Source organism: Dactylosporangium sp. NPDC048998, from assembly GCF_043197855.1.
In the GTDB taxonomy this organism is placed as follows: Bacteria; Actinomycetota; Actinomycetes; order Mycobacteriales; family Micromonosporaceae; genus Dactylosporangium.
The window spans coordinates 424,265-443,390 of the sequence record NZ_JBICTV010000005.1; the positions used below are offsets into that span (position 1 = coordinate 424,265).

A 19,126-nucleotide genomic window follows, 5' to 3' on the forward strand; every position below is an offset into this window, starting at 1 on the left:
ACGGGCTCAGCGGCTCGGCCGGCCCGTGCCGGGGCACTGGTCGGCGCCGGGAGGCGCGCCGTCGGGCTGGTGCGGTGGCGTGGGGGAGCCGGCGTTGACGTGGACGCGGGCGTCGCAGACGGGGCAGCGGCTCATGGCCTGGGCCGAGGTGGACGACACGGCGGGTTCCCCTTCCACGAAAAACGGTACCGGGACGTGGGGAGTCATGCCCGCTGTCCGGCCCGTTGGAACATGTCAGCCGCCTGGCGAGCTCCACGGCCGGAGTCGGGCTGCCGGGCACGGATGGCATGATCGCGGCCATGTCGATCTCCGCCGTGCTGCGCGCCGCGCAGGTCGCCCGTGTTCTCGCCGCCAGCACCGTCGGGCGGCTGCCGCTCGGGGCCGCGCCGGTCGCTCTGCTGCTGTATGCGCGGGAGAGCCTCTCCATCGGCGCTGCGGGCCTGCTCGTGGGCGTGTACACGGCCGGCCTCGCCGTCGGCGGGCCGGTCCTCGCGCGCATCGCCGACCGGTTCCGCCAGCCGCCGGTCATGCTCGCCGGCGCCGCCGTGTCCACCGCCGGGTTCGGGATCCTGGCGCAGGGTGTACCGCTGTGGGCGGCGCTGCTCGCGGTGCTGCTGGCGGGCCTCGGCGCGCCGCCGTTCGAGGCGGGCCTGCGGGTGCTGTGGCGGGACCTGCTGGCCGAGGAGCAGGTGCCGACCGCGTACACGCTGGACATCGCCGTGCAGGAGCTCATCTTCATCTGCGGACCGCTGGTGGCCGGCGCGGCGGTGGCGCTCGGCGGCGGGGTCGCCGGCGTGTACACCACGGCCGCGTTCCAGCTGGCCGGCACGATCTGGTTCGTGACGACGCCCGTCGTGCGCGGCTGGCGCGGCGCGCACGCGGAGCGTCACTGGGCCGGCGCGCTGCGCTCGGGCCCGCTGCGACTGCTGCTGACCGCCGTGGTGCTGATCGGCGCCGGGGTCGGCAGCCTGCCGGTGGCGTTCATCGACTACGCGGAGACGGTCGGTCACCGCTCGTGGTCGAGCTGGCTGCTGGCGGCCCAGGCGTGCGGCGCGCTCATCGGCGGCCTGGTCAACACCCGGCTGCGGGTCGACGGCCGGCGGCTGCCGCTGCTGGCGGCGCTGCTCGGCCTGGGATATCTGCCGCTGTTGCTGACGCCCTCCTCGGTGGTACCGATGGTGCCGCTCACGGTCCTGTGCGGGCTGTGCCTGCCGCCGCTGCTGGCGGCCGCCTTCCTGACGGTGGACCGGATCGCCCCGGCGGGCACGGCCGCGGAGGCGTTCGCCTGGGTGGCCACGGCGTTCTCGGTCGGCGCCGCGGCGGGCGCGGCGATCGACGGCGCGATCCTGGACGCGGCCGGCTCGACGCGCTGGGGCTTCGTCCTGTCGCCGGTGGTGATCCTGCTCGCAGTGCCGTGGCTGCGCCCGGTGGCCCGAAGCGCCCCGGCGTCGTGACCTGACCCACACCGCGCGTGGCCGCGGACCCGGCGGGGAGGGCCGCCAGGCCGGCCGTTCTTGGCGCCGCGGACCCGGCAGGGAGACGCGCCGGCGTCGACCGTTGTCTCGCGGGAGGAACGGTCCGCAGGTGACACGGACCCGAGCCGGGAAAGGCCGGTCGTCACGGACGGTGGATTGCTGCCCCGACTTATGCGGATATGCCGGATTTGTTGGTTTGGGCGATGTTTACTGAGGCGGTCACGAGAATGACCGCGGTGCCACCGAGGTTCGGTGTAACGGGGGACGGTGGCGGCCGCGGAGCGGCGGGTCCGGGCGGCAAGGGCGCCCTCCGGACCCGTTTTCCGTTTGGTGCGGGCCCGGGGACGTTGCGTACAGTTCCTGCGTGACCCCGCACGACCCCCAGATCCCGGGCATCGACCCCGAGCGGCTGGCGATCTGCCTGGCCGTCTTCGACGAGTTGCAGGCGCTGCCGCCAGACCACCCCGACGTGCTGCTGGTGCGGCGGGCGACCTCGCACCTGTACAAGAGCGTCAAGCGGCAGCGGCGCAGTGACCGGCGCGCCGCCGTGACCGAGGCCGACCGGCTGGTCACCGCGGCCACCGCGACCGGCGCGCCGGGGCGCATCGACGACGAGACGCAGGGGATTGCGCTGGTGTCGCCGACGATGGGGGCGAGCGCCGGCCGGCTGCTGCGGGCCCGGTCGTGCTACACGTGCAAGACCCGGTACGTCGACGTCGACGCGTTCTACCACCAGCTCTGCCCGCCGTGCGCCAAGCTCAACCGCGAGCGGCGCGACCAGAGTACCGACCTGACCGGGCGGCGGGCGCTGCTGACCGGCGGCCGGGCGAAGATCGGCATGTACATCGCGCTGCGGCTGCTGCGCGACGGGGCGCACACCACGATCACCACGCGGTTTCCGAACGACGCCGTGCGGCGCTTCGCCGCGATGGCCGACAGCGGCGACTGGCTGCACCGGCTGCGCATCGTCGGCATCGACCTGCGCGACCCGGCGCAGGTCGCGGCGCTGGCCGATGACGTGGCCGCGCAGGGGCCGCTGGACATCCTGATCAACAACGCGGCGCAGACGGTGAAGCGGACGCCCGGCTCGTACTCGCACCTGGTGGCGGCCGAGTCCGCCCCGCTGGTGCTGGAGGGGCCGATGCCGGAGGTGGTGACGTTCCACAAGGCCGACCCGCACGCGGAGCTGACGCTGGAGGCCGGGCCCGGCGCGGCGCCCACGCTGATCCCGCCGGACGCGCTCACCGCGCTCGCGCTCACCAGCCGCAACACCACGCCGGAGCGCATCGCCGCGCTGACCGCGATCGACGCCGGCGGGCTGGTGCCCGACCTGGCCGACACCAACAGTTGGGTGCAGACCGTCGAGGAGGTCGACCCGCTGGAGCTGCTCGAGGTGCAGCTGTGCAACGTGACCGCGCCGTTCATCCTGGTGAGCCGGCTGCGTCCGGCGCTGGCGGCGTCGACGGCCCGGCGTAAGTACGTGGTGAACGTGTCGGCGATGGAGGGGCAGTTCAGCCGGCGGTACAAGGGGCCCGGGCACCCGCACACCAACATGGCCAAGGCCGCGCTGAACATGCTCACGCGCACCAGCGCGGAGGAGATGCTCTCCGACGGCATCCTGATGACCGCGGTGGACACCGGCTGGATCACCGACGAGCGGCCGCACCCGACGAAGATGCGGCTGCACGACGAGGGCTTCCACGCCCCGCTGGACCTCGCCGACGGGGCCGCGCGGGTGTACGACCCGATCGTGCGCGGCGAGCGCGGCGAGGACCTGTACGGCTGTTTCCTGAAGGACTTCGAGCCGTCGAACTGGTGAGCGGCGTCAGCGCAGCTGGTACTGCAGCGTGAACTTGCCGACCTGGACCTCGTCGCCGTCGTTGAGCGAGGCGCTCTTGACCCGCTCGCCGTTGACGTAGGTGCCGTTGAGGCTGCCCATGTCGAGCATCGAGTAGCCGAAGCCGCCGCTGTTGCGGTGGAACTCGACGTGCTTGCGGGACACGGTGTTGTCGTCGAGCACGATCTGGTTGGCCGAGTCGCGGCCGCAGCGCACGACGTCGCCGTCGAGCGCGAACTCCGCGCCGGCCTCGGCGCCCTTGCGGATCAGCAGGGTCGCGCGGCCCGACGGCAGCTTCTCCATGTGCGCGGTCAGGTCCAGCGGCTGCGTCGGCCCGTCGGGCGCGGCGACCGACGCGGAGTTGAGCAGCTCCTCGGTCGTCACGATCGGCACGCCCCAGTGGCGGGCCAGGGCGATCGCCTCCAGCGGCGCGGCCGGCACGCGGATGCCGTGGCCGAGCACCAGCTGGAACGGCCCGTGCGCGGCGACCACCTCGACCGCGCGCAGCGGCGCCTGGAGTGCGGTCAGCGCGCGCTGGAACAGCTCGGCGCTGATCGGCTCGTCCATGCTGCGGGGGCCGCCCTCGATGGGCAGCTGCAGGTGCCGGCCCGTGGATTCGTCCTTGAGCAGGACCACGGGACGGCTCTGCCAGGTCTGCGCACGCACACCTACCACGACGAGCTCTCGCATGCCCCGCCTCCCGAGTCCGTAGCCAACGAGTGCCAACCTCGTTCGCATAACGGTACCGTGTCAGCCGATCGGCTCCCTTGCCCGGTCGGTTGAGGTCTATCGTCGGATCTGTCCGATCTGCCACATCAGTCGGTCGATCTGTGCCGCCCAGTCGACCTGTTCGCGCCGCTCATGGCGGGTGCGCAGGCGGCCGTCGAGCACCAGTTCCACCTCGTCGGCGCCGGTCGTGAAGCCGACAACGACCTCGGTGGCCACGTCCTGGTACTGGGGCGCGACCCAGAATTCGAACACCTGCGAGACATCGGCGGACTTGAACCGGAACCCGAGCGCCCGGAACGCCTCGAGCGCGGCCGCTTCGGCGGGCAGGGGATGCACCGCGACGGGGTCGAGGTCGCCGGGGTCGACCGCGAACGCGACCTCCAGGTCGGTGCGCACGCCCACGGCCAGGCCGGGCACGCGCTCGCCGTACACGTGCGTGACGGGGGTGTTCAGGGGGACCACGAGCCGCAGCGGTACCTCGTGCGAGGCGCCCGCCGGGAGCCGGAACCCGCCGGCGACCTCCTGCTGCGTCAGCTCCGCCGTGCGCGAGCCGGCCCTCGTCACCAGGGTCAGCAGGATCCGCTCGATCTCGACGCCGCGCTCGCCGCCGGTGAGACGCACCGCGCCGGCGAGTGCCTCCCCGGGGCGTGTCACAGGATTGTCTAGTACCGTGTCGACGGCCGGCCCGCCCACACCCATGGCGCGGCGCAGGCTCCTGAAGACCATGGCGGGCACACTAGCACGCGGCACTGTAGGGTTGGGTTGTGTCAAGACTGCTGCGGATCGGGGAGCTCGCCAATCTTGCTGGCGTGTCGACCCGCACCGTCGACTTCTACACCGGGCTCGGCCTCATCGAGTCGACTGAGCGCACGGCCGGCAACTTCCGGCTGTATGACGCCTCGTGCATCGAGCGCATCGCCGCGATCAAGGTGCTCGAGGCCAACGGTGTGAGCCTGGCCGACATGGCCGACGCCCTCGAGCGCGGCGCCGGCGACCTGACCGGCCAGCTCAGCCAGGTGCAGGGCGACCTCGAGACGCTGCGGGAGGCGGCCGGCCACGCCGGGCCGGCCGCCCACCAGTTGCTGCTCGCGCTGACGGCGCGGCTGCAGTCGCTCATCCACACCGCGATCGAGCTGACCAACAACCTGCCCCCGCTGGGCGGCTGACCGCCGGCGCCGGGCGGGTGCACGGGATATGACTCATCCGAAATTTCGGTTATGTCCGAAACCGCGTTTTGTGCGGCCGAAGCGGAGGCCGTGCGGCGCAGACGCGGTCGTCGGGCGCGGCCGCTGATCACGTGTAAAAAATGGCTACGATCACAGCCATTTTTTACACAGTCCCCAGCGTTCGCGGCCGTTCGTGGTTGTCAGGCGCGGACCAGTTCCGCGACGCGGCGGCCGTGCACGGCGGCGTTCTCGTGGCCGGTCTTGAGCAGTTCCGCGGCGAGGCCGCGCAGCGGTGCCATCGCCGGATTCACGTCCGCCAGTGTGAGCTCGGCCTCGGCGACGTGCAGGTCGAGGCCCAGGACCTCGCCGAAGATCCGGCGCAGGAACGGGCTCGCGTGGTCCCAGCCCTCCTTCGGCGCGCCCGGGCCGTAGCCGCCGCCGCGGCTCAGCGCCAGCACCGCCGGCCGGCCGGCGATCGGCCGGTCGCCGCCGGCGCCGAAGCGCTGCTCCAGCAAGAGCAGGTCGATCCAGGCCTTGACGTGGGCGGGGACGCCCCAGTTGTACAGCGGTACCGCGAACACGTACGCGTCGGCGTCGAGCAGTTCGGCGGCGAGCCGCTCGACCAGCGCCACGGTCTCCGGCGCCGCCGGCGCGGACGGGTCGACCGCGCGCCGGGCCGCCTTCGCCCACAGGTCGGCGGGCAGCGGCTCGAGGCCCAGGTCACGCCGGGTCACGACCGCGTCGTGGTGCTCGGCGAGCCAGGCCTGCTCGGCGGTGTCGGCGAGCGCGCGGCTCACCGATCCGGCCGTGCGGATGCTCGCGTCGAGTCGGAAGAGATGCATGGTGCCGATACCTCCACGGTGTCCAGTGGCAACGCAGAAAGTCTGCTTCACAGAACATCTGGTGGCAAGCGTGAGTGAGCTGCTTATCATTACTCCATGACGCAGGCGCCGGAAAGCCCGGCTGACACCCATGTCGACCTCCAGTCCGACCTCGGCTGGGCGCTCGGCGTGCTGCTGCGCGGCTACGCGAAGGGCGCCCAGTCGGTCATCGCCGACGTCCCCGGCGGCCCCCGCGGCTACCAGGTGCTCACCTCCGCCGTCGACGGCACGGCCTGCACCCAGCTCGCCCTGGCCAACAAGCTGGGCATCGACCGCACCGTCATGACGTATCTCCTCGACGACCTCGAGAAGGCCGGCGTCATCGAACGCCAGCCCGATCCCGCCGACCGCCGCGCTCGCCGCATCGTCGCCACCGAGGCCGGCCGCGCGACCCTCTGCGACCTGCAGCGCAAGCTCCGCCACGTGGAGGACCGGGTGCTGGGCGCCCTGCCCGAGGACGAGCGCGCCCAGTTCCGCGCCATGCTGCGCCGGGTCGCGGTCAGCCTCGACGAGCGCGACCCCCTCGACAACGCGTGCAGCGTGATCGAGGCCGTGGGCGTCGAGCCCGCCACCCGCACCCGCCGCCGCAAGACCGCCTGATCCCGCCGCCCGAGCTACGAGGCCGGAGTCCAGTGCGGATCGCGGCCGCTGAGGCCGAGCGCGCGCTCCAGCAGCGGGGAGTCGGGCGGGACGGGGACCTCCGGGCCGTACACGCCCATCGAGCGGCCCTGGTCGGCGGAGCGGGCGATCTCGGCGTACAACAGGCGCAGGACGTCGTCGCTCCACCCGACCGGCACCCCGAGCGCGCGGGCCAGGTCCCAGCCGTGCAGGACGAACTCGCCGAGCACCATCCCGCCGACCAGGTCCGCCGGCAGCTCGACCGTGGCCATCCGCGTCTCGCCCGCCCACGCCTCCGGCACGCCACGCCTCGGCGAGCCGCTCCAGCTGCTCCCGCACCGAGGCGCATGCGGCGCCCGGCGGCACCGACTCCTTGCGCGCCGCGCCCTCCAGCGGCGGCCCCCATTCCAGCAGGTGCCCGGTCAGCGCCCGCACGTCCCACCCCGAACAGGGCGTGACCGCCCCGAGATCCTCCGCCCCGATCCGGTCCACAACGCCGAGCGTGCCGAGCGCCGCCTCCTGCAGCAACATGTGCTTTTCCATGCGGGGGAAGATCCCGCATCGGTACCGCCCGAGTCTTGGACAAACGCGACGCCCCCGGGCTGGCATGATGGGCTCGATGCGCGACAGCCGCGAACTGGCCGGAGCGTGGTCCCGCTTCCAGAGCCACGGCTTCGCACCGGCCGCCGACGATCTGGCCGGGCTCGTCGCGCGATACTGGTGGGCCCGCTGGGACCTGCGCGGCGAGCCCGGCTATCGGCAGCTGATCGTGCCGCAGCCCAGCGTGCAGCTCACGTTCCCGACCGACGGCCCGCCGATGGTCCGCGGCGTCTCGCGGGGCCGCGTCCGGCGCACCCTGTCGGGCCTGGGCGCCGTGTTCGGCGTCACGTTCCGGCCCGGCGTGTTCCGCCGCTTCCTCGACACCCCCGTAGACGCGCTCACCGACCGCGCCCTGCCGGCGGCGACGGTCTTCGGCCCGGACCTCCCACCCCTGGACCCGGCGCCGCCGACCCGGACGGCCGAGGCCCGGAACCCGGCGCCGGGCGGTGGCGACGCGACGGAGCGGGCGGTGGCGGTCATGGTCGCGGACTTCGAGCGTTTCCTACGGGCCCGGATGCCGCCGGGCGACCCGGTCGGCGACGAGGTCGCGGGCTGGGTCGCGGACATCGCCGCGACGCCCGCCCTGCGGCGGGTCGACCAGCTCGCGGAGCGCTACGGCACCGGCGCGCGGCGGCTGCAGCGCCTGTTCGCCGAGCACGTCGGCGTGAGCCCGAAATGGGTGATCCGCCGCTACCGCCTGCACGAGGTCACCGAGCGCATGGCGGCCCGCGCGCCCGGCGCGACGATCGACTGGGCCGGGCTGGCCGCCGAGCTCGGGTACGCCGACCAGGCCCACCTCGTCCGCGACTTCACGAACATGTTCGGCGAGCCCCCGACCAGCTACGCCGCCCGCTACTGACACGGACGGCGGCCGCAAGCCGGCGACCTGAACGAAAAACGCGGGATGAGCAGGAAAACGCGGAGCGCGGGTGTCGATCGGTCAGGATGTGTGGCACGACCGGATGGCGCGGGCTTGCGCGGCTTGGGGGCGCGGCGGCGCGGCGCGTAGGGTGGCGGGCGATGTCTGCGCTGCGTATGAGTCTTGCCGGGGTCGCGCTGCTGGCCGTCCTCGGCGCGGGTGGCTGCGGCGGCGACCCCGCACCCGCCGGCGGTCAGGCGCCCGTCGCCCACGAGTCGCAGGGGCGGCAGGTCGGCGGCGGCGACCCAGCGGCATCCGGCAGCGGGGTCGGGGCGAACAACACCAGCGCCGCGCCCGCCGGCGACACGACCAAGCGCGTCTTTCCCCTACAGGGCAAGGGCTCCTACTCGCACGACCACCACGACTACCCGGCCACCGACATCATCGCCAACTGCGGCCTCAACGCGCTGTCGCCGGTCGACGGCACGGTGCTCGAGGTGACGCGGGCCGACACGTGGACCGCGAAGGTCAACGACGGGGCCACCCGCGGCGGGCTGTCGGTGTCGATCCTCGGGGCCGACGGCGCGCGGTACTACATGTCGCACTTCTCCTCGATCAACGACGGTATCGAGGCGGGCGCGACGGTGGCGGCCGGGCAGCCGGTGGCCAAGGTCGGCAGGACCGGGGACGCGAGCGCCTGCCACATTCACTTCGGGCTCTCCCCGGCGTGCCAGAAGACGGGCGACTGGTGGACGCGGCGCGGGGTCATCTGGCCGTGGTCCTACCTGGACGCCTGGAAGGCCGGCAAGGAGAAGTCCCCGGTCGCCGAGCTCGACGCCTGGCAGCAGCAGCACGGCTGCCCCGAGAAGGCCACGGTCGACCGGTGACCGGCACCCGCGGGACCGGCCGGCGCCACGGGCCGGGCGTAAGGCGCGCGCTGCCGAGGCCGGGGCGGCCGGGTCAATCGTGCTCAAGGCAGAAGGGGTGGCCGGCGGGGTCGCTGTAGACGCGAAAGCCGGCCTCCGTCGTCGCCAGCAGCTGCGCGCCCATCCGCAGGGCCTTCGCCTCGGCCGCGTCGATGTCGTCGACCCAGATGTCCAGGTGCAGCTGCTGCGGATAATTCGGGTCCGGCCACTGTGGCGGAATGTGGTTGGGCGCCAGCTGGAAGCTGACGACCCGGCCGGACTCGTCGCCGACGTCGATCCAGTCGCTCTCGACCTTCGTGATCTGCAGGCCGAGCAGCTCCGCGTAGAAGCGCGCCAGGGTGTGCGGGTCCGGCGTGTCCAGCACGACGGTGGAGAGTCTCGCAATCATGCCTCCATCGTGCCCCTGGGGTACGACAAGAAACGCTAGGAACCTTGCGCCTGGATCGCGGTGATGGCGACGGTGTTCACGATGTCCTTCACCGTCGCGCCGCGCGACAGGTCGTTCACCGGCTTGCGCAGGCCCTGCATGACCGGGCCGACCGCGACCGCGCCCGCCGAGCGCTGCACCGCCTTGTACGTGTTGTTACCGGTGTTCAGGTCCGGGAACACGAACACCGTTGCCTGGCCGGCGACCGGGCTGCCGGGCAGCTTGGTGGCGGCCACGGCCGGGTCGATCGCCGCGTCGTACTGGATCGGGCCCTCCACCGGCAAGTCGGGGCGGCGCTCGCGCACGATCGCGGTGGCCTCGGCGACCTTGGTGACGTCGGCGCCGGCGCCGGAGGTGCCGGTGGAGTACGACAGCATCGCCACGCGCGGCGTGACGCCGAAGCGGGCGGCGGTGTCGGCCGATGACAGCGCGATGTCGGCCAGCTGTGCGGCGTCGGGGTCGGGGTTGACGGCGCAGTCGCCGTAGACGAGGACCCGGTCGGGCAGCAGCATGAAGAAGACGCTGGAGGCGACGCTGAGGCCCGGGACGGTCTTGATGATCTCGAAGGCGGGGCGGATGGTGGCGGCCGTGGTGTGGGTGGCGCCGGAGACCATGCCGTCGGCGTGGCCCAGCTGCACCATGAGCGTGCCGAAGTACGACACGTCGCGCACCACGTCGCGGGCCAGGTCGAGCGTGACGCCCCTGTGGGCGCGCAGGTCCCGGTAGACGTGGGCGAACTCCTCGCGCAGCGGGCTGGTGACCGGGTCGATCAGCCGCGCGGCGCCGACGTCCAGGCCCAGGTCGCGGGCCCGGGCCCGGATCACGGCCGGGTCGCCGAGCAGGGTCAGGCCGGCCACGCCCCGGCGCAGCAGGATGTCCGCGGCGCGGAGGATTCTTTCCTCGGTACCCTCGGGCAGCACCAGATGCCGCTTGTCCGCCCGGGCGCGGTCGATGAGGTCGTACTCGAACATCAGCGGCGTCACCCGCGCCGAGGCGGTCAGCTCCAGCACGTCGGCCAGGCCCGCCGTGTCCACATTGGACTCGAAGGCGCCGAGGGCGGCCTCGACCTTGCGCGGGTTGGCCGCGCTGAGCCGGTGCTCCACCCGGGTCGAGGCGGCGATCGTGTCGTAGCTGGCCCTCGGCACCGACAGCACCGCCAGGCCCGGGTTGAGCCGCTCGAAGAGCTCCAGCGCCGCCGGGTCGGGCGCGATGCCCAGCGTCAGCACGATCCCGGCCAGCGGCACCAGGCCCGACGCGTGCGCGGCGCCCGCCGCGACCAGCAGGTCGGCGCGGTCGCCGGGGGTGATGAGCAGGCAGTTCGGGGTCAGGTGCGTCAGCAGCGCGGGCACCTGGGCGGCGCCGACGACGTAGTCGAGCACGTCGCGGCCCAGCGCCGCGTCCTTGTCGCCGCGGCCGGCGGTGACCACGCTCGCCCCGAGCTGGGCGGCGACCTCGCCGACCGTGGGCGCGCCGATGGTGGGCACGTCGGGGATCACGTAGCAGGCGACCGGCAGCGCGGGTGGGGGTAGGACCGCCGGGGTCTTGTTGAGGACCACGGCCGCGACCGTCGCGTCCAGGTCGGCCAGCGCATGATAGGCCTGCCGGGCCTCGGAGTCCAGCGTGGCCGCGTCCGCGCCGGAGCCGTTGACGACCGACACGACCACGGCGCCGAACTCGTTGGCGAGCCGGACGTTGAACGCCAGGTCGTCGTCGATGTCGGTGCCGATGACGACGACGGCGTCGTGCTGCTGCGCCACGGGCCGGAACCGCTCGACGATCTGCCCCACGAGCTCCTCGGACCGCCCGGCGGCGAGCATCGCCGACGCCTCCGCGAAGGTCACGCCGAACAGACGATCATCCCCGATGTCGTACCGCAGGCGCAGCAGATTCAGCAGAACGTCGTCCGACGCCGGGGCGACGGGCCGGAAAACGCCGATGCGGGGGACCTTGCGGGACAACAGCTCGGCGAGTCCGAGGGCCACGGCCGACTTGCCGGAGTCCGGTCCGTGCTCGACGAGGTACACGATGCGGGCCACCGCAGTAGTCTGCCTGGCATGATCCTGGTGCTCAACAGCGGCTCGTCCTCGGTGAAGTTCCGTGTCGTGGATCTCGACGACCCCACCGCCGGCGAGCGCGGCCTGGTCGAGAAGATCGGCGAGCCGGGCGGCGTGCCGGACCACGCCGCCGCCATGGAGCAGGTGCTCGACGGGCTCGGCGCCATCCCGATCGAGGCGGTCGGGCACCGCATCGTGCACGGCGGGTCGCGCTTCGAGCGCCCCGCTCTCGTCGACGACGCCGTGCTCGCCGCGCTGCGCGAGCTCATCCCTCTCGCCCCGCTGCACAACCCGGGCGGCATCATCGGCATCGAGGCGGCCCGGGAGAAGCTGCCGTCGGTGCCGCACGTGGCCGTGTTCGACACCGCGTTCCACGCGACCCTGCCCCCGGCCGCCGCCACGTACGCGATCGACCGCGACCTCGCCCGGCGGTACGACATCCGCAGATTCGGTTTCCACGGCACCTCGTGCGCCTATGTCGCCGGCCGCACCGCGACCCTGCTGGGGCGGCCGCTGGAGGAGCTGAACCTCATCGTGCTGCACCTGGGCAACGGCGCCAGCGCCACCGCCGTGCGCGGCGGGCGCAGCGTCGACACGTCGATGGGCCTCACGCCGCTGGAGGGCCTGGTCATGGGCACCCGCTCCGGCGACATCGACCCGGCCGCCGGCTCCTACCTCAACCGGGTCGCCGGGATGGACTTCGCCGCCGTCGACGACGTGCTGCTGCGCCACGCCGGCCTGCTCGGCCTGGCCGGGGTCAACGACATGCGCACCGTGCTGGAGCGCCGCGCCGCCGGCGACGAGGACGCGGCGCTGGCGTTCGACGTGTACTGCCACCGCATCCGCAAGTACGTCGGGGCCTACCACGCCGTCCTGGGCCGCCTCGACGCGGTCGTGTTCACCGCCGGCGTCGGCGAGCACGCGCCCGCCGTCCGGGCGGCGTCGCTGGCCGGCCTGCAGGCGTGGGGCATCGAGGTCGACGAGGCCCGCAACGCGGCCAACGAGCGCATCGTCAGCCCGGACGGGGCGCGGGTCGCGGTCTGCGTGGTGCCCACCGACGAGGAGCACTCGATCGCCGAGCAGACCGCCGCTCTGATCCGCGGCTGACGGCGCGCGGGTCAGGCGGGGCCGGCGAGGCAGGCGCGCGCGGCCCGGCGGAACGCGGCCACCAGCTCGCCGGAGGACGGCCCCGCGCCCGGCACCCACCGCACCGCGGCCGAGGAGGCGGCCCTCGCCCTGGCCGAGCGCGACGTGGCAGCGTCGGTCGTGCGCCTCCCGCCGTCCGTGCACGGCCCCGGCGACCGGCACGGGTTCGTACCCACCCTCATCGGCGTCGCGCGGGACAAGGGCGTGTCGGCGTACGTCGGCGACGGCGCCAACCGCTGGCCGGCCGTGCACCGCCTCGACGCGGCGCGGCTGTTCCGGCTCGCGCTGGAGCAGGCACCGTCGGGCGTACGGCTGCACGGGGTCGACGACGAGGGCGTGCCGTTCCGGGACATCGCCGCCGCCATCGGCCGCCACCTCGGCGTGCCGGTCGCGAGCGTCCCCGCCGGCGAGGCGGCCGCGCACTTCGGCTGGATCGGCGCGTTCGCGGCGCTGGACGGCCCGGCATTGAGCGAGCTGACCCGCAAGCGGCTGGGCTGGCAGCCCGAGCAGCCGGGTCTCCTGGCCGACCTCGACGCGGACATGTACTTCGGCGCCGAGCACGAATAGGTCCATGGAAACCCCGCGCGAACGGCCAAACTACGCGGGGGCGGCGGTCCAGTCCGGGTACTTGGCCGTGCGTGCGTCGCCCGATGACCGGCCGCGGAGGCGGCGGTTGACCCACGGCAGGACGTGCTCGCGGTAGTAGCGGGCCTCGGCCAGCAGGCGGCGGGCCGGAGCCGGCGCGGCGTCGGCGCGGTGGTCGGTGGCGGGCAGGCCCAGGGCGCCCAGCACGAGCCCGGCGACCCGCCGGTGGCCGGTGCCGTTGAGGTGCAGCCGGTCGGCGGACCAGTACGGGGCGCGGCGGATCTCGGCGTCGCCGAAGACGTTGACGAACAGGATGTCGTGCCGCGCCGTCAGGTCCTTGACCGCCTCGGTGAGCAGCTCGCCGCGGCGGCGCAGGACCCGGCCGAACGGCAGGTGGTCCGACGGGTCCGCGCCGCTGAGCACCATCAGCCGCACGCCCGCGGCGCCGCAGCGCAGCACCGCCCGCTCGGTCAGCTCCAGCAGGTGGTTCAGGTCGGCGCCGCGGCGCATCATGTCGTTGCCGCCGCCGTTGAGCGAGATCAGGGTCGGGGCCGGCGACATGGCCAGGGCCACGTCGAGCTGCTCGGTCACGATCGGCTCGAGCAGCCGGCCGCGGATGGCGAGGTTCGCGTACCGTACCGCGCCGCCGTTCGCCGCGGTCAGGCCCGCCGCCACCAGGTCGGCCCAGCCGCGTGGCGAGCCGTCCGGACGCTCGTCACCCATCCCCTCGGTGAAACTGTCACCGATCGCCACGTATCGCATGCTCTGCCCTCTCGTCCCCGTCGTCGGTGCCGGCCCGCGCCCTGTCAGGCTCCCTTATCGGCCGCCCGGGCGGCCAGGGCCCGCGCCTGGTTGTCGCGGCCGTCACGCACCAGCCGGCGCAGCGGCTCCGGATGGCCCGGCTCCGCCAGCCACGCGTCGGCGGCGGCGACCGCGGCCGGGTCGACGAGCAGCGAGGCGTACCCGTACACGGCGAACTCGGTGGCGCGGCCGAGATCCTGCCCCGCCCACACGGAGTCCGCCGCGTCGAGATATTCCCAGTGGTACTTCGAGGTCAGCGCCACCTGCGACGGATGGTGGAACCCGAACAGCAGCGCGCGCTGCAGCCCGGCCGGCAGGGACTCCCCGGTCAGCCGGCGCCACGTCAGCGCCTTCGACGCCTCGGTGGGCACCAGCGCCCGGGCGGTCGCGGCGGCGCGCTCCCCGCCGGCGGTGCGGTCGCGGTCCAGCTCCGCCTCGACGTCGGCGGGGCCGGCCGCGCCCTCGGCCACGAGCGCCTGCAGGATCGTCCAGCGCAGGTCCACGTCCACGGCCAGGCCCCGCGGGACGCCGCGGCCGGCGAGCCAGCCGCGCAGCACCGCGAGTTCGTCGGGCCCGCGGGCCACCGACACGAACGCGCGGGCCCATGCCAGCACCTCGCCGGTCGGCCCGTCGAGCGCGGCGAGCGCGGTCGCGGCCAGCTCGCGGCGCCCGGCCGGGGCCCAGGCCGGGTCGGCGTAGTGGTCCAGGGCGATCTGGGCCTGGCCCGCCTTGGCCGGGGCGGGGGAGGTCGGCACCAGCGCGCCGGTGAGCAGGTTGACGTCGGTCTCGGCGGGCATCGCCCGGCAGACCAGCCGCACGTAGTCGCGCGCCGGCAGCTCGGCGTCGCGGGTCATGTCCCAGGCGGCCGCCCAGCACAGCCCGCGCGCCAGCGACGAATCCAGGCTGGACAGTCCATCGAGGACGAACGCGGCGGAGCGGTCGTCGAGGCGGATCTTGGCGTAGGTCAGGTCGTCGTCGTTGACCAGCAGCAGGGCGGCGGCCGGGGCGCCGGTGAGCTCGGGCACCGGCGTGTGTGCGCCCGTCACGGTCAGCTCGACCCGCTCGCGGCGGCGGCCGTCGGCGCCGTAGAGGCCGACGGCGAGGCGGTGGGTGCGCAGCGTCGGGTGCGCCGGCGGCGCCGTCTGTTCGATGGCCACCCCGGCGTAGGTGCCGTCGGGGGCGAGCGAGACGACCGGGCGCAGGGTGTTGACCTCGCTGGTGCGCAGCCACTGCGCCGCGAAGTCGCCCAGCGGCCGGCCGGAGCTGTCCTCCAGCGCCCGCAGCAGGTCGTCGAACGAGGCGTTGCCGAACGCGTGCCGCTCGAAGTACAGCCGCAGTCCCGCCAGGAACGCCTCCAGCCCCACGAGGGCGACGAGGAGCTTGATGACGGAGGCGCCCTTGGCGTACGTGATGCCGTCGAAGTTCGCCTCCGCCGCGGCGACGTCGGGCGCCGGCGCGTACACCGGGTGCGTCGAGGAGAGCTGGTCCTGCCGGTACGCCCGGTTCTTGCGGATCGTCAGGAATGTCGTCCAGGCGTCGGTGAACCGCGTGTTCGAGGCGTTGCACCAGTGCGACGCCCACTCCGCGAACGCCTCCTTCAGCCAGATGTCGTCCCACCAGCGCATGGTGACGAGGTTGCCGAACCACATGTGCGCCAGCTCGTGCTGCATGTGGTTGGCGCGCTTCTCGTACTCGAAGCCGGTGGCTGAGGAAGGACCGCCGCGGAAGATGAAGTACTCCTCGCCGAGCGTCACGCAGCCGTAGTTCTCCATCGCCGCGCCGTTGCACTCGATCACGAACACCTGGTCGTACTTCGGCAGCGGGTACCGCACCCCGAACTGCCGATGGAAGAACTCGAACCCCTGAACGGTCACCTCGAACAGGTCGTCCGCGTCGAGGTGCTCGCGCATCGAGGCGCGGATGAACAGGCCGAGGTCGATCCCGTCGTACTCCCGGCGCACCTCGTGATAGGGCCCGGCGCAGATCGCGGTGACGTAGGTGCTCATCCGCGGCGACCGCGGGAAATGCCGGGTCAGCCCGTCCCGGCCGTGCTCGGGCAGGTTGGACACGACGCTCCAGTGCGCCGGCGCGGCGACGTGGAACGTGAACTCGGCCTTGAGGTCGGGCTGGTCGAAGCACGCGAACACGCGCTGCGCGTCGGCGATCTCGAACTGGCTGTACAGGTAGGTCTCGCCGTCGGCCGGGTCGACGCTGCGGTGCAGCCCCTGCCCGATCGTGGTGTACGCGAAGTCGGCGTCGACGAACAGCGTGTTGTGCTCCGCGAGCCCGGTGAGCGTCAGCCCCTGCTCGGGGGCCCAGTCGGCGATCGCCGGCACGGGTTCCCCGTTGAGCCGGGCGGCGTGGATCCGCACCGCGGCGAGCTCGGCAAACGTGTCCGCCCCGGGCTCCCGGCACGCGAACTCGATCCGCGTCGTGGAACGAAAGGTGTCACCGTCGCCGGTCAGGTCGAGCGTGATGTCGTAGTGCTGCACGTCGATGAGGTGGGAGCGCCGCTCCGCCTCACCCCGGCCCAGGTTCCGCACCCCGGTCACGCTGTCGCCTCCGCTTCGCTCCGGCCGCAGCGTGAGCTGAACCTGCGCCCATGGTGAGCGGCCTCTCCGCTTCGCTACGAACCGCTCACACTAGCGCCAGCCGCGGGGGTGACTGGCGGTCCGCGGGCCGCTGCCGCGCAGGGCGCCGCCGGCGGCCTCGGCGAAGATGTCGGCCAGCGCGTCGAAGTCGTCGCGGATCAGGCCCGCGGTGATGCGGACATGGTCGGTGTCCAGGTGGCTCACCTCGAACGGGGCGCCCGGGGCCACCGCGATGCCGTGCGCGGCCAGGGTCAGCATCGCGACCTGCTGGTTGGCCACCGACATCCAGATGTTGATGCCGTCGGCGCCCGTGGCCGTCACGCCCCGGGCGTCCAGGGCGTCCAGCAGCAGGGTCCGGCGGCGGGCGTACTCGTCGCGGGCGCCGGCGATCTGGCGTACCGTCGCCGGGTCCGTCAGGAGGTCGACCAGGACGGCCTGCAGCAGGCGGCTCGACCAGCCGGGGCCGAGCAGGCGGCGGTCGGCGACCGCCGTGATCACCGCGTCCGGGCCGCCGATCGCGGCCAGGCGCAGGTCGGGGCCGTGGCTCTTGGAGAAGCTGACCACGTGGACCGTCCGGTCGGGCAGGCGGCGGCCCAGGCTGACCGGCGGGGCGGTGGCGATGCCGCCGGCGTGGTCGTCCTCGATCACCGTGACGCCGGGGTGCTTGGCCAGGATGCGGGCCAGCTTGTCGGCGCGGGCCTGGGTCATGCTCGCGCCGGTCGGGTTGTGGGCGCGGGGCTGCAGGAAGAGCGCGACGGGCTCGTAGCCGTGCAGCGCCGACGCGAGCGCCTCCGGGCGGATGCCGTGCTCGTCGATCGGCACCCCGACGACCGTGGCGCCGACCGTCTCCAGCAGGTCGAGCGTCGGCGGGAACGCGGGGTCCTCGACGAGCACGTGGTCGCCGAAGCGCACCACGACCCCGGTGACCCGGTCCAGGGCGTCCATCGCGCCGTCCACGACCGTCAGCCGCTGCGGCGGGTACGGCCAGCGCTCCCGCAGCACCTCCTCGAGCTGCGGCAGCACGGCCCCGTCGAGGTAGGAGGTGGTGAGGCGGGCGTCGCCGATGCGCTTGAGCGCCTCGGTGAGGCTCGGCAGCAGGTCGTAGTCCGGCACGCCGGTGGAGTAGTCGCGCAGCAGGCCCGCCTGCAGCTCGCTCACCCGGCCGCCGAGCTGCGCGTACCGCAGCCGCTGCCGCGGCACCGACGGGCCGGCGACGAACGTGCCCGAGCGGCCGCGGGTCTGGATGGCACCGGCCCGGGCCAGGCTGCGCCACGCCTCGCTCACCGTCGTCGGGCTGATGCCCAGCTCACGGGCCACATCGCGGACGGTGGGCAGGCGGGTGCCGGCCGGCAGCGTCCCGGCCGTCACCAGGCGGCTGACGGCGGCGGCGATGCCCCGGGCACTGCGGTCGTCGACCGCCCCGGCGATAAGGGCGAGCAAATTACATCTCCGAAACATTCTGTAACGCTTGGACCATTGTCCGCCTAGATTTGTGTCGTTAGTGTCCTACGGCATCCGACCCGAAGACAAGGTGGGTCCGCCGCCGGACAACCCCGCAACCGGCCACTGTGGACCGATCAGAGAGGGGCAGCCATGACGGTCATCCGCGCCGCCATCGTCCAGACCAACTGGACGGGCGACAAGGAGTCGATGATCAAGGCGCACGAGGACTACGCCCGACAGGCCGCCGCCCAGGGTGCCCGGGTGATCTGCTTCCAGGAGCTGTTCTACGGCCCGTACTTCTGCCAGGTGCAGGACTCCGCCTACTACGAGTACGCCGAATCGATCCCCGGCCCCACCACCGAGCGCTTCCAGGCCCTGGCCGCCGAGCTGGGCATGGTCATGATCCTGCCGATGTACGAGCAGGAGCAGCCCGGCGTGCTGTACAACACCGCCGCCGTCGTCGACGCGGACGGCAAATACCTGGGCAAATACCGCAAGAACCACATCCCCCAGGTGAAGGGCTTCTGGGAGAAGTTCTACTTCCGCCCCGGCAACCTCGGCTATCCCGTCTTCGACACCGCCGTGGGCAAGGTCGGCGTCTACATCTGCTACGACCGGCACTTCCCGGAGGGCTGGCGCGCGCTCGGGCTCAACGGCGCGCAGATCGTGTTCAACCCGTCGGCGACCAGCCGCGGCCTGTCGGCGTACCTTTGGCAGCTGGAGCAGCCGGCCAGCGCCGTGGCCAACGAGTACTTCATCGGCGCGATCAACCGCACCGGCATCGAGCCGCTGGGGGACAACGACTTCTACGGCACCAGCTACTTCGTCGACCCGGAGGGCAAGTTCGTCGGCGAGGTCGGCGACGCGCACAGCCCCGAGCTGATCGTCCGCGACCTGGACATGGACCTGCTGGCCGCGGTCCGCGACCGGTGGCAGTTCTACCGCGACCGCCGTCCGGACGCGTACGGGGACCTGGTGCAGCCGTGAC

Annotated in this window: 19 protein-coding genes; 9 read left to right on the plus strand and 10 right to left on the minus strand. The window is 73.3% G+C overall.

Translation table 11 applies throughout. From position 1 onward, the window contains the following. Positions 1-6: 6 nt before the first annotated feature. Positions 7-159: a hypothetical protein gene (locus ACGFI8_RS15755; protein WP_392804925.1), complete on the minus strand. Its 153-nt coding sequence runs from the start codon at positions 157-159 to the stop codon at positions 7-9. A gap of 140 nt (positions 160-299) precedes the next feature. Here ACGFI8_RS15755 and ACGFI8_RS15760 point away from each other — a divergent pair, with 140 nt between their 5' ends. Next, the gene (locus ACGFI8_RS15760; protein WP_392804928.1) at positions 300-1,454 is read left to right on the plus strand and encodes an MFS transporter; all 1,155 of its coding nucleotides are present in this window, start codon (positions 300-302) and stop codon (positions 1,452-1,454) included. 385 nt (positions 1,455-1,839) lie between these two features. Beyond that, on the plus strand, positions 1,840-3,294 hold the full coding sequence (locus tag ACGFI8_RS15765) for an SDR family NAD(P)-dependent oxidoreductase (RefSeq protein ID WP_392804930.1): 1,455 nt from the start codon (positions 1,840-1,842) through the stop codon (positions 3,292-3,294). Between the two features lie 6 nt (positions 3,295-3,300). Here the strand turns inward: ACGFI8_RS15765 and ACGFI8_RS15770 are convergent, their stop codons facing one another. Both ACGFI8_RS15770 and ACGFI8_RS15775 read right to left on the minus strand, forming a co-directional pair. After that, the gene (locus tag ACGFI8_RS15770; protein WP_392804932.1) at positions 3,301-4,002 is read right to left on the minus strand and encodes a bifunctional nuclease domain-containing protein; all 702 of its coding nucleotides are present in this window, start codon (positions 4,000-4,002) and stop codon (positions 3,301-3,303) included. A 96-nt stretch (positions 4,003-4,098) separates the two neighbouring features. Then, the gene (locus ACGFI8_RS15775) at positions 4,099-4,767 is read right to left on the minus strand and encodes a sporulation protein (protein WP_392804935.1); all 669 of its coding nucleotides are present in this window, start codon (positions 4,765-4,767) and stop codon (positions 4,099-4,101) included. Between the two features lie 38 nt (positions 4,768-4,805). Between ACGFI8_RS15775 and ACGFI8_RS15780 the strand changes: the two genes are divergently transcribed. Then, positions 4,806-5,207: a MerR family transcriptional regulator gene (locus tag ACGFI8_RS15780; protein WP_392804937.1), complete on the plus strand. Its 402-nt coding sequence runs from the start codon at positions 4,806-4,808 to the stop codon at positions 5,205-5,207. 200 nt (positions 5,208-5,407) lie between these two features. Here the strand turns inward: ACGFI8_RS15780 and ACGFI8_RS15785 are convergent, their stop codons facing one another. Then, entirely contained in the window at positions 5,408-6,049 is a 642-nt protein-coding gene (locus ACGFI8_RS15785; protein WP_392804940.1) for an FMN-dependent NADH-azoreductase, read from the minus strand. A gap of 96 nt (positions 6,050-6,145) precedes the next feature. Here ACGFI8_RS15785 and ACGFI8_RS15790 point away from each other — a divergent pair, with 96 nt between their 5' ends. After that, positions 6,146-6,688, plus strand: a complete 543-nt coding sequence (locus ACGFI8_RS15790; RefSeq protein ID WP_392804942.1) for a MarR family winged helix-turn-helix transcriptional regulator — start codon at positions 6,146-6,148, stop codon at positions 6,686-6,688. Between the two features lie 14 nt (positions 6,689-6,702). Here ACGFI8_RS15790 and ACGFI8_RS15795 read toward each other — a convergent pair whose 3' ends face one another. Continuing rightward, positions 6,703-6,978, minus strand: coding sequence for a hypothetical protein (locus tag ACGFI8_RS15795; protein WP_392804944.1), 276 nt, complete (start codon positions 6,976-6,978; stop codon positions 6,703-6,705). A gap of 347 nt (positions 6,979-7,325) precedes the next feature. Between ACGFI8_RS15795 and ACGFI8_RS15800 the strand changes: the two genes are divergently transcribed. Both ACGFI8_RS15800 and ACGFI8_RS15805 read left to right on the plus strand, forming a co-directional pair. After that, entirely contained in the window at positions 7,326-8,165 is an 840-nt protein-coding gene (locus tag ACGFI8_RS15800; protein WP_392804946.1) for a DUF6597 domain-containing transcriptional factor, read from the plus strand. A gap of 161 nt (positions 8,166-8,326) precedes the next feature. Then, positions 8,327-9,052, plus strand: coding sequence for a M23 family metallopeptidase (locus ACGFI8_RS15805; protein WP_392804949.1), 726 nt, complete (start codon positions 8,327-8,329; stop codon positions 9,050-9,052). 73 nt (positions 9,053-9,125) lie between these two features. Here ACGFI8_RS15805 and ACGFI8_RS15810 read toward each other — a convergent pair whose 3' ends face one another. Further along, positions 9,126-9,479 (minus strand): VOC family protein, encoded by a 354-nt coding sequence (locus ACGFI8_RS15810; RefSeq protein ID WP_392804951.1) that lies wholly within the window; start codon positions 9,477-9,479, stop codon positions 9,126-9,128. 35 nt (positions 9,480-9,514) lie between these two features. Further along, complete coding sequence (gene pta / locus ACGFI8_RS15815) at positions 9,515-11,554, minus strand: phosphate acetyltransferase (protein ID WP_392804954.1); 2,040 nt, start codon at positions 11,552-11,554, stop codon at positions 9,515-9,517. An 18-nt stretch (positions 11,555-11,572) separates the two neighbouring features. Here pta and ACGFI8_RS15820 point away from each other — a divergent pair, with 18 nt between their 5' ends. Both ACGFI8_RS15820 and ACGFI8_RS15825 read left to right on the plus strand, forming a co-directional pair. Continuing rightward, positions 11,573-12,679, plus strand: coding sequence for an acetate/propionate family kinase (locus ACGFI8_RS15820; RefSeq protein WP_392804957.1), 1,107 nt, complete (start codon positions 11,573-11,575; stop codon positions 12,677-12,679). 144 nt (positions 12,680-12,823) lie between these two features. Beyond that, positions 12,824-13,285, plus strand: a complete 462-nt coding sequence (locus tag ACGFI8_RS15825) for a hypothetical protein (protein ID WP_392804960.1) — start codon at positions 12,824-12,826, stop codon at positions 13,283-13,285. A 30-nt stretch (positions 13,286-13,315) separates the two neighbouring features. On the opposite strand, the gene ACGFI8_RS15830 is transcribed toward ACGFI8_RS15825, so the two are convergent. The 3 genes from ACGFI8_RS15830 to ACGFI8_RS15840 all read right to left on the minus strand — a co-directional run bounded on the left by ACGFI8_RS15830 (position 13,316) and on the right by ACGFI8_RS15840 (position 18,135). Then, positions 13,316-14,065 (minus strand): SGNH/GDSL hydrolase family protein, encoded by a 750-nt coding sequence (locus ACGFI8_RS15830; RefSeq protein ID WP_392804962.1) that lies wholly within the window; start codon positions 14,063-14,065, stop codon positions 13,316-13,318. Between the two features lie 44 nt (positions 14,066-14,109). After that, positions 14,110-16,647, minus strand: a complete 2,538-nt coding sequence (gene pepN, locus ACGFI8_RS15835; RefSeq protein WP_392805394.1) for an aminopeptidase N — start codon at positions 16,645-16,647, stop codon at positions 14,110-14,112. Between the two features lie 99 nt (positions 16,648-16,746). Beyond that, on the minus strand, positions 16,747-18,135 hold the full coding sequence (locus tag ACGFI8_RS15840; protein WP_392804964.1) for a PLP-dependent aminotransferase family protein: 1,389 nt from the start codon (positions 18,133-18,135) through the stop codon (positions 16,747-16,749). Positions 18,136-18,288: 153 nt separating this feature from the next. Between ACGFI8_RS15840 and ACGFI8_RS15845 the strand changes: the two genes are divergently transcribed. Then, positions 18,289-19,125, plus strand: coding sequence for a nitrilase-related carbon-nitrogen hydrolase (locus tag ACGFI8_RS15845; protein WP_392804967.1), 837 nt, complete (start codon positions 18,289-18,291; stop codon positions 19,123-19,125). Position 19,126: the final 1 nt, after the last annotated feature.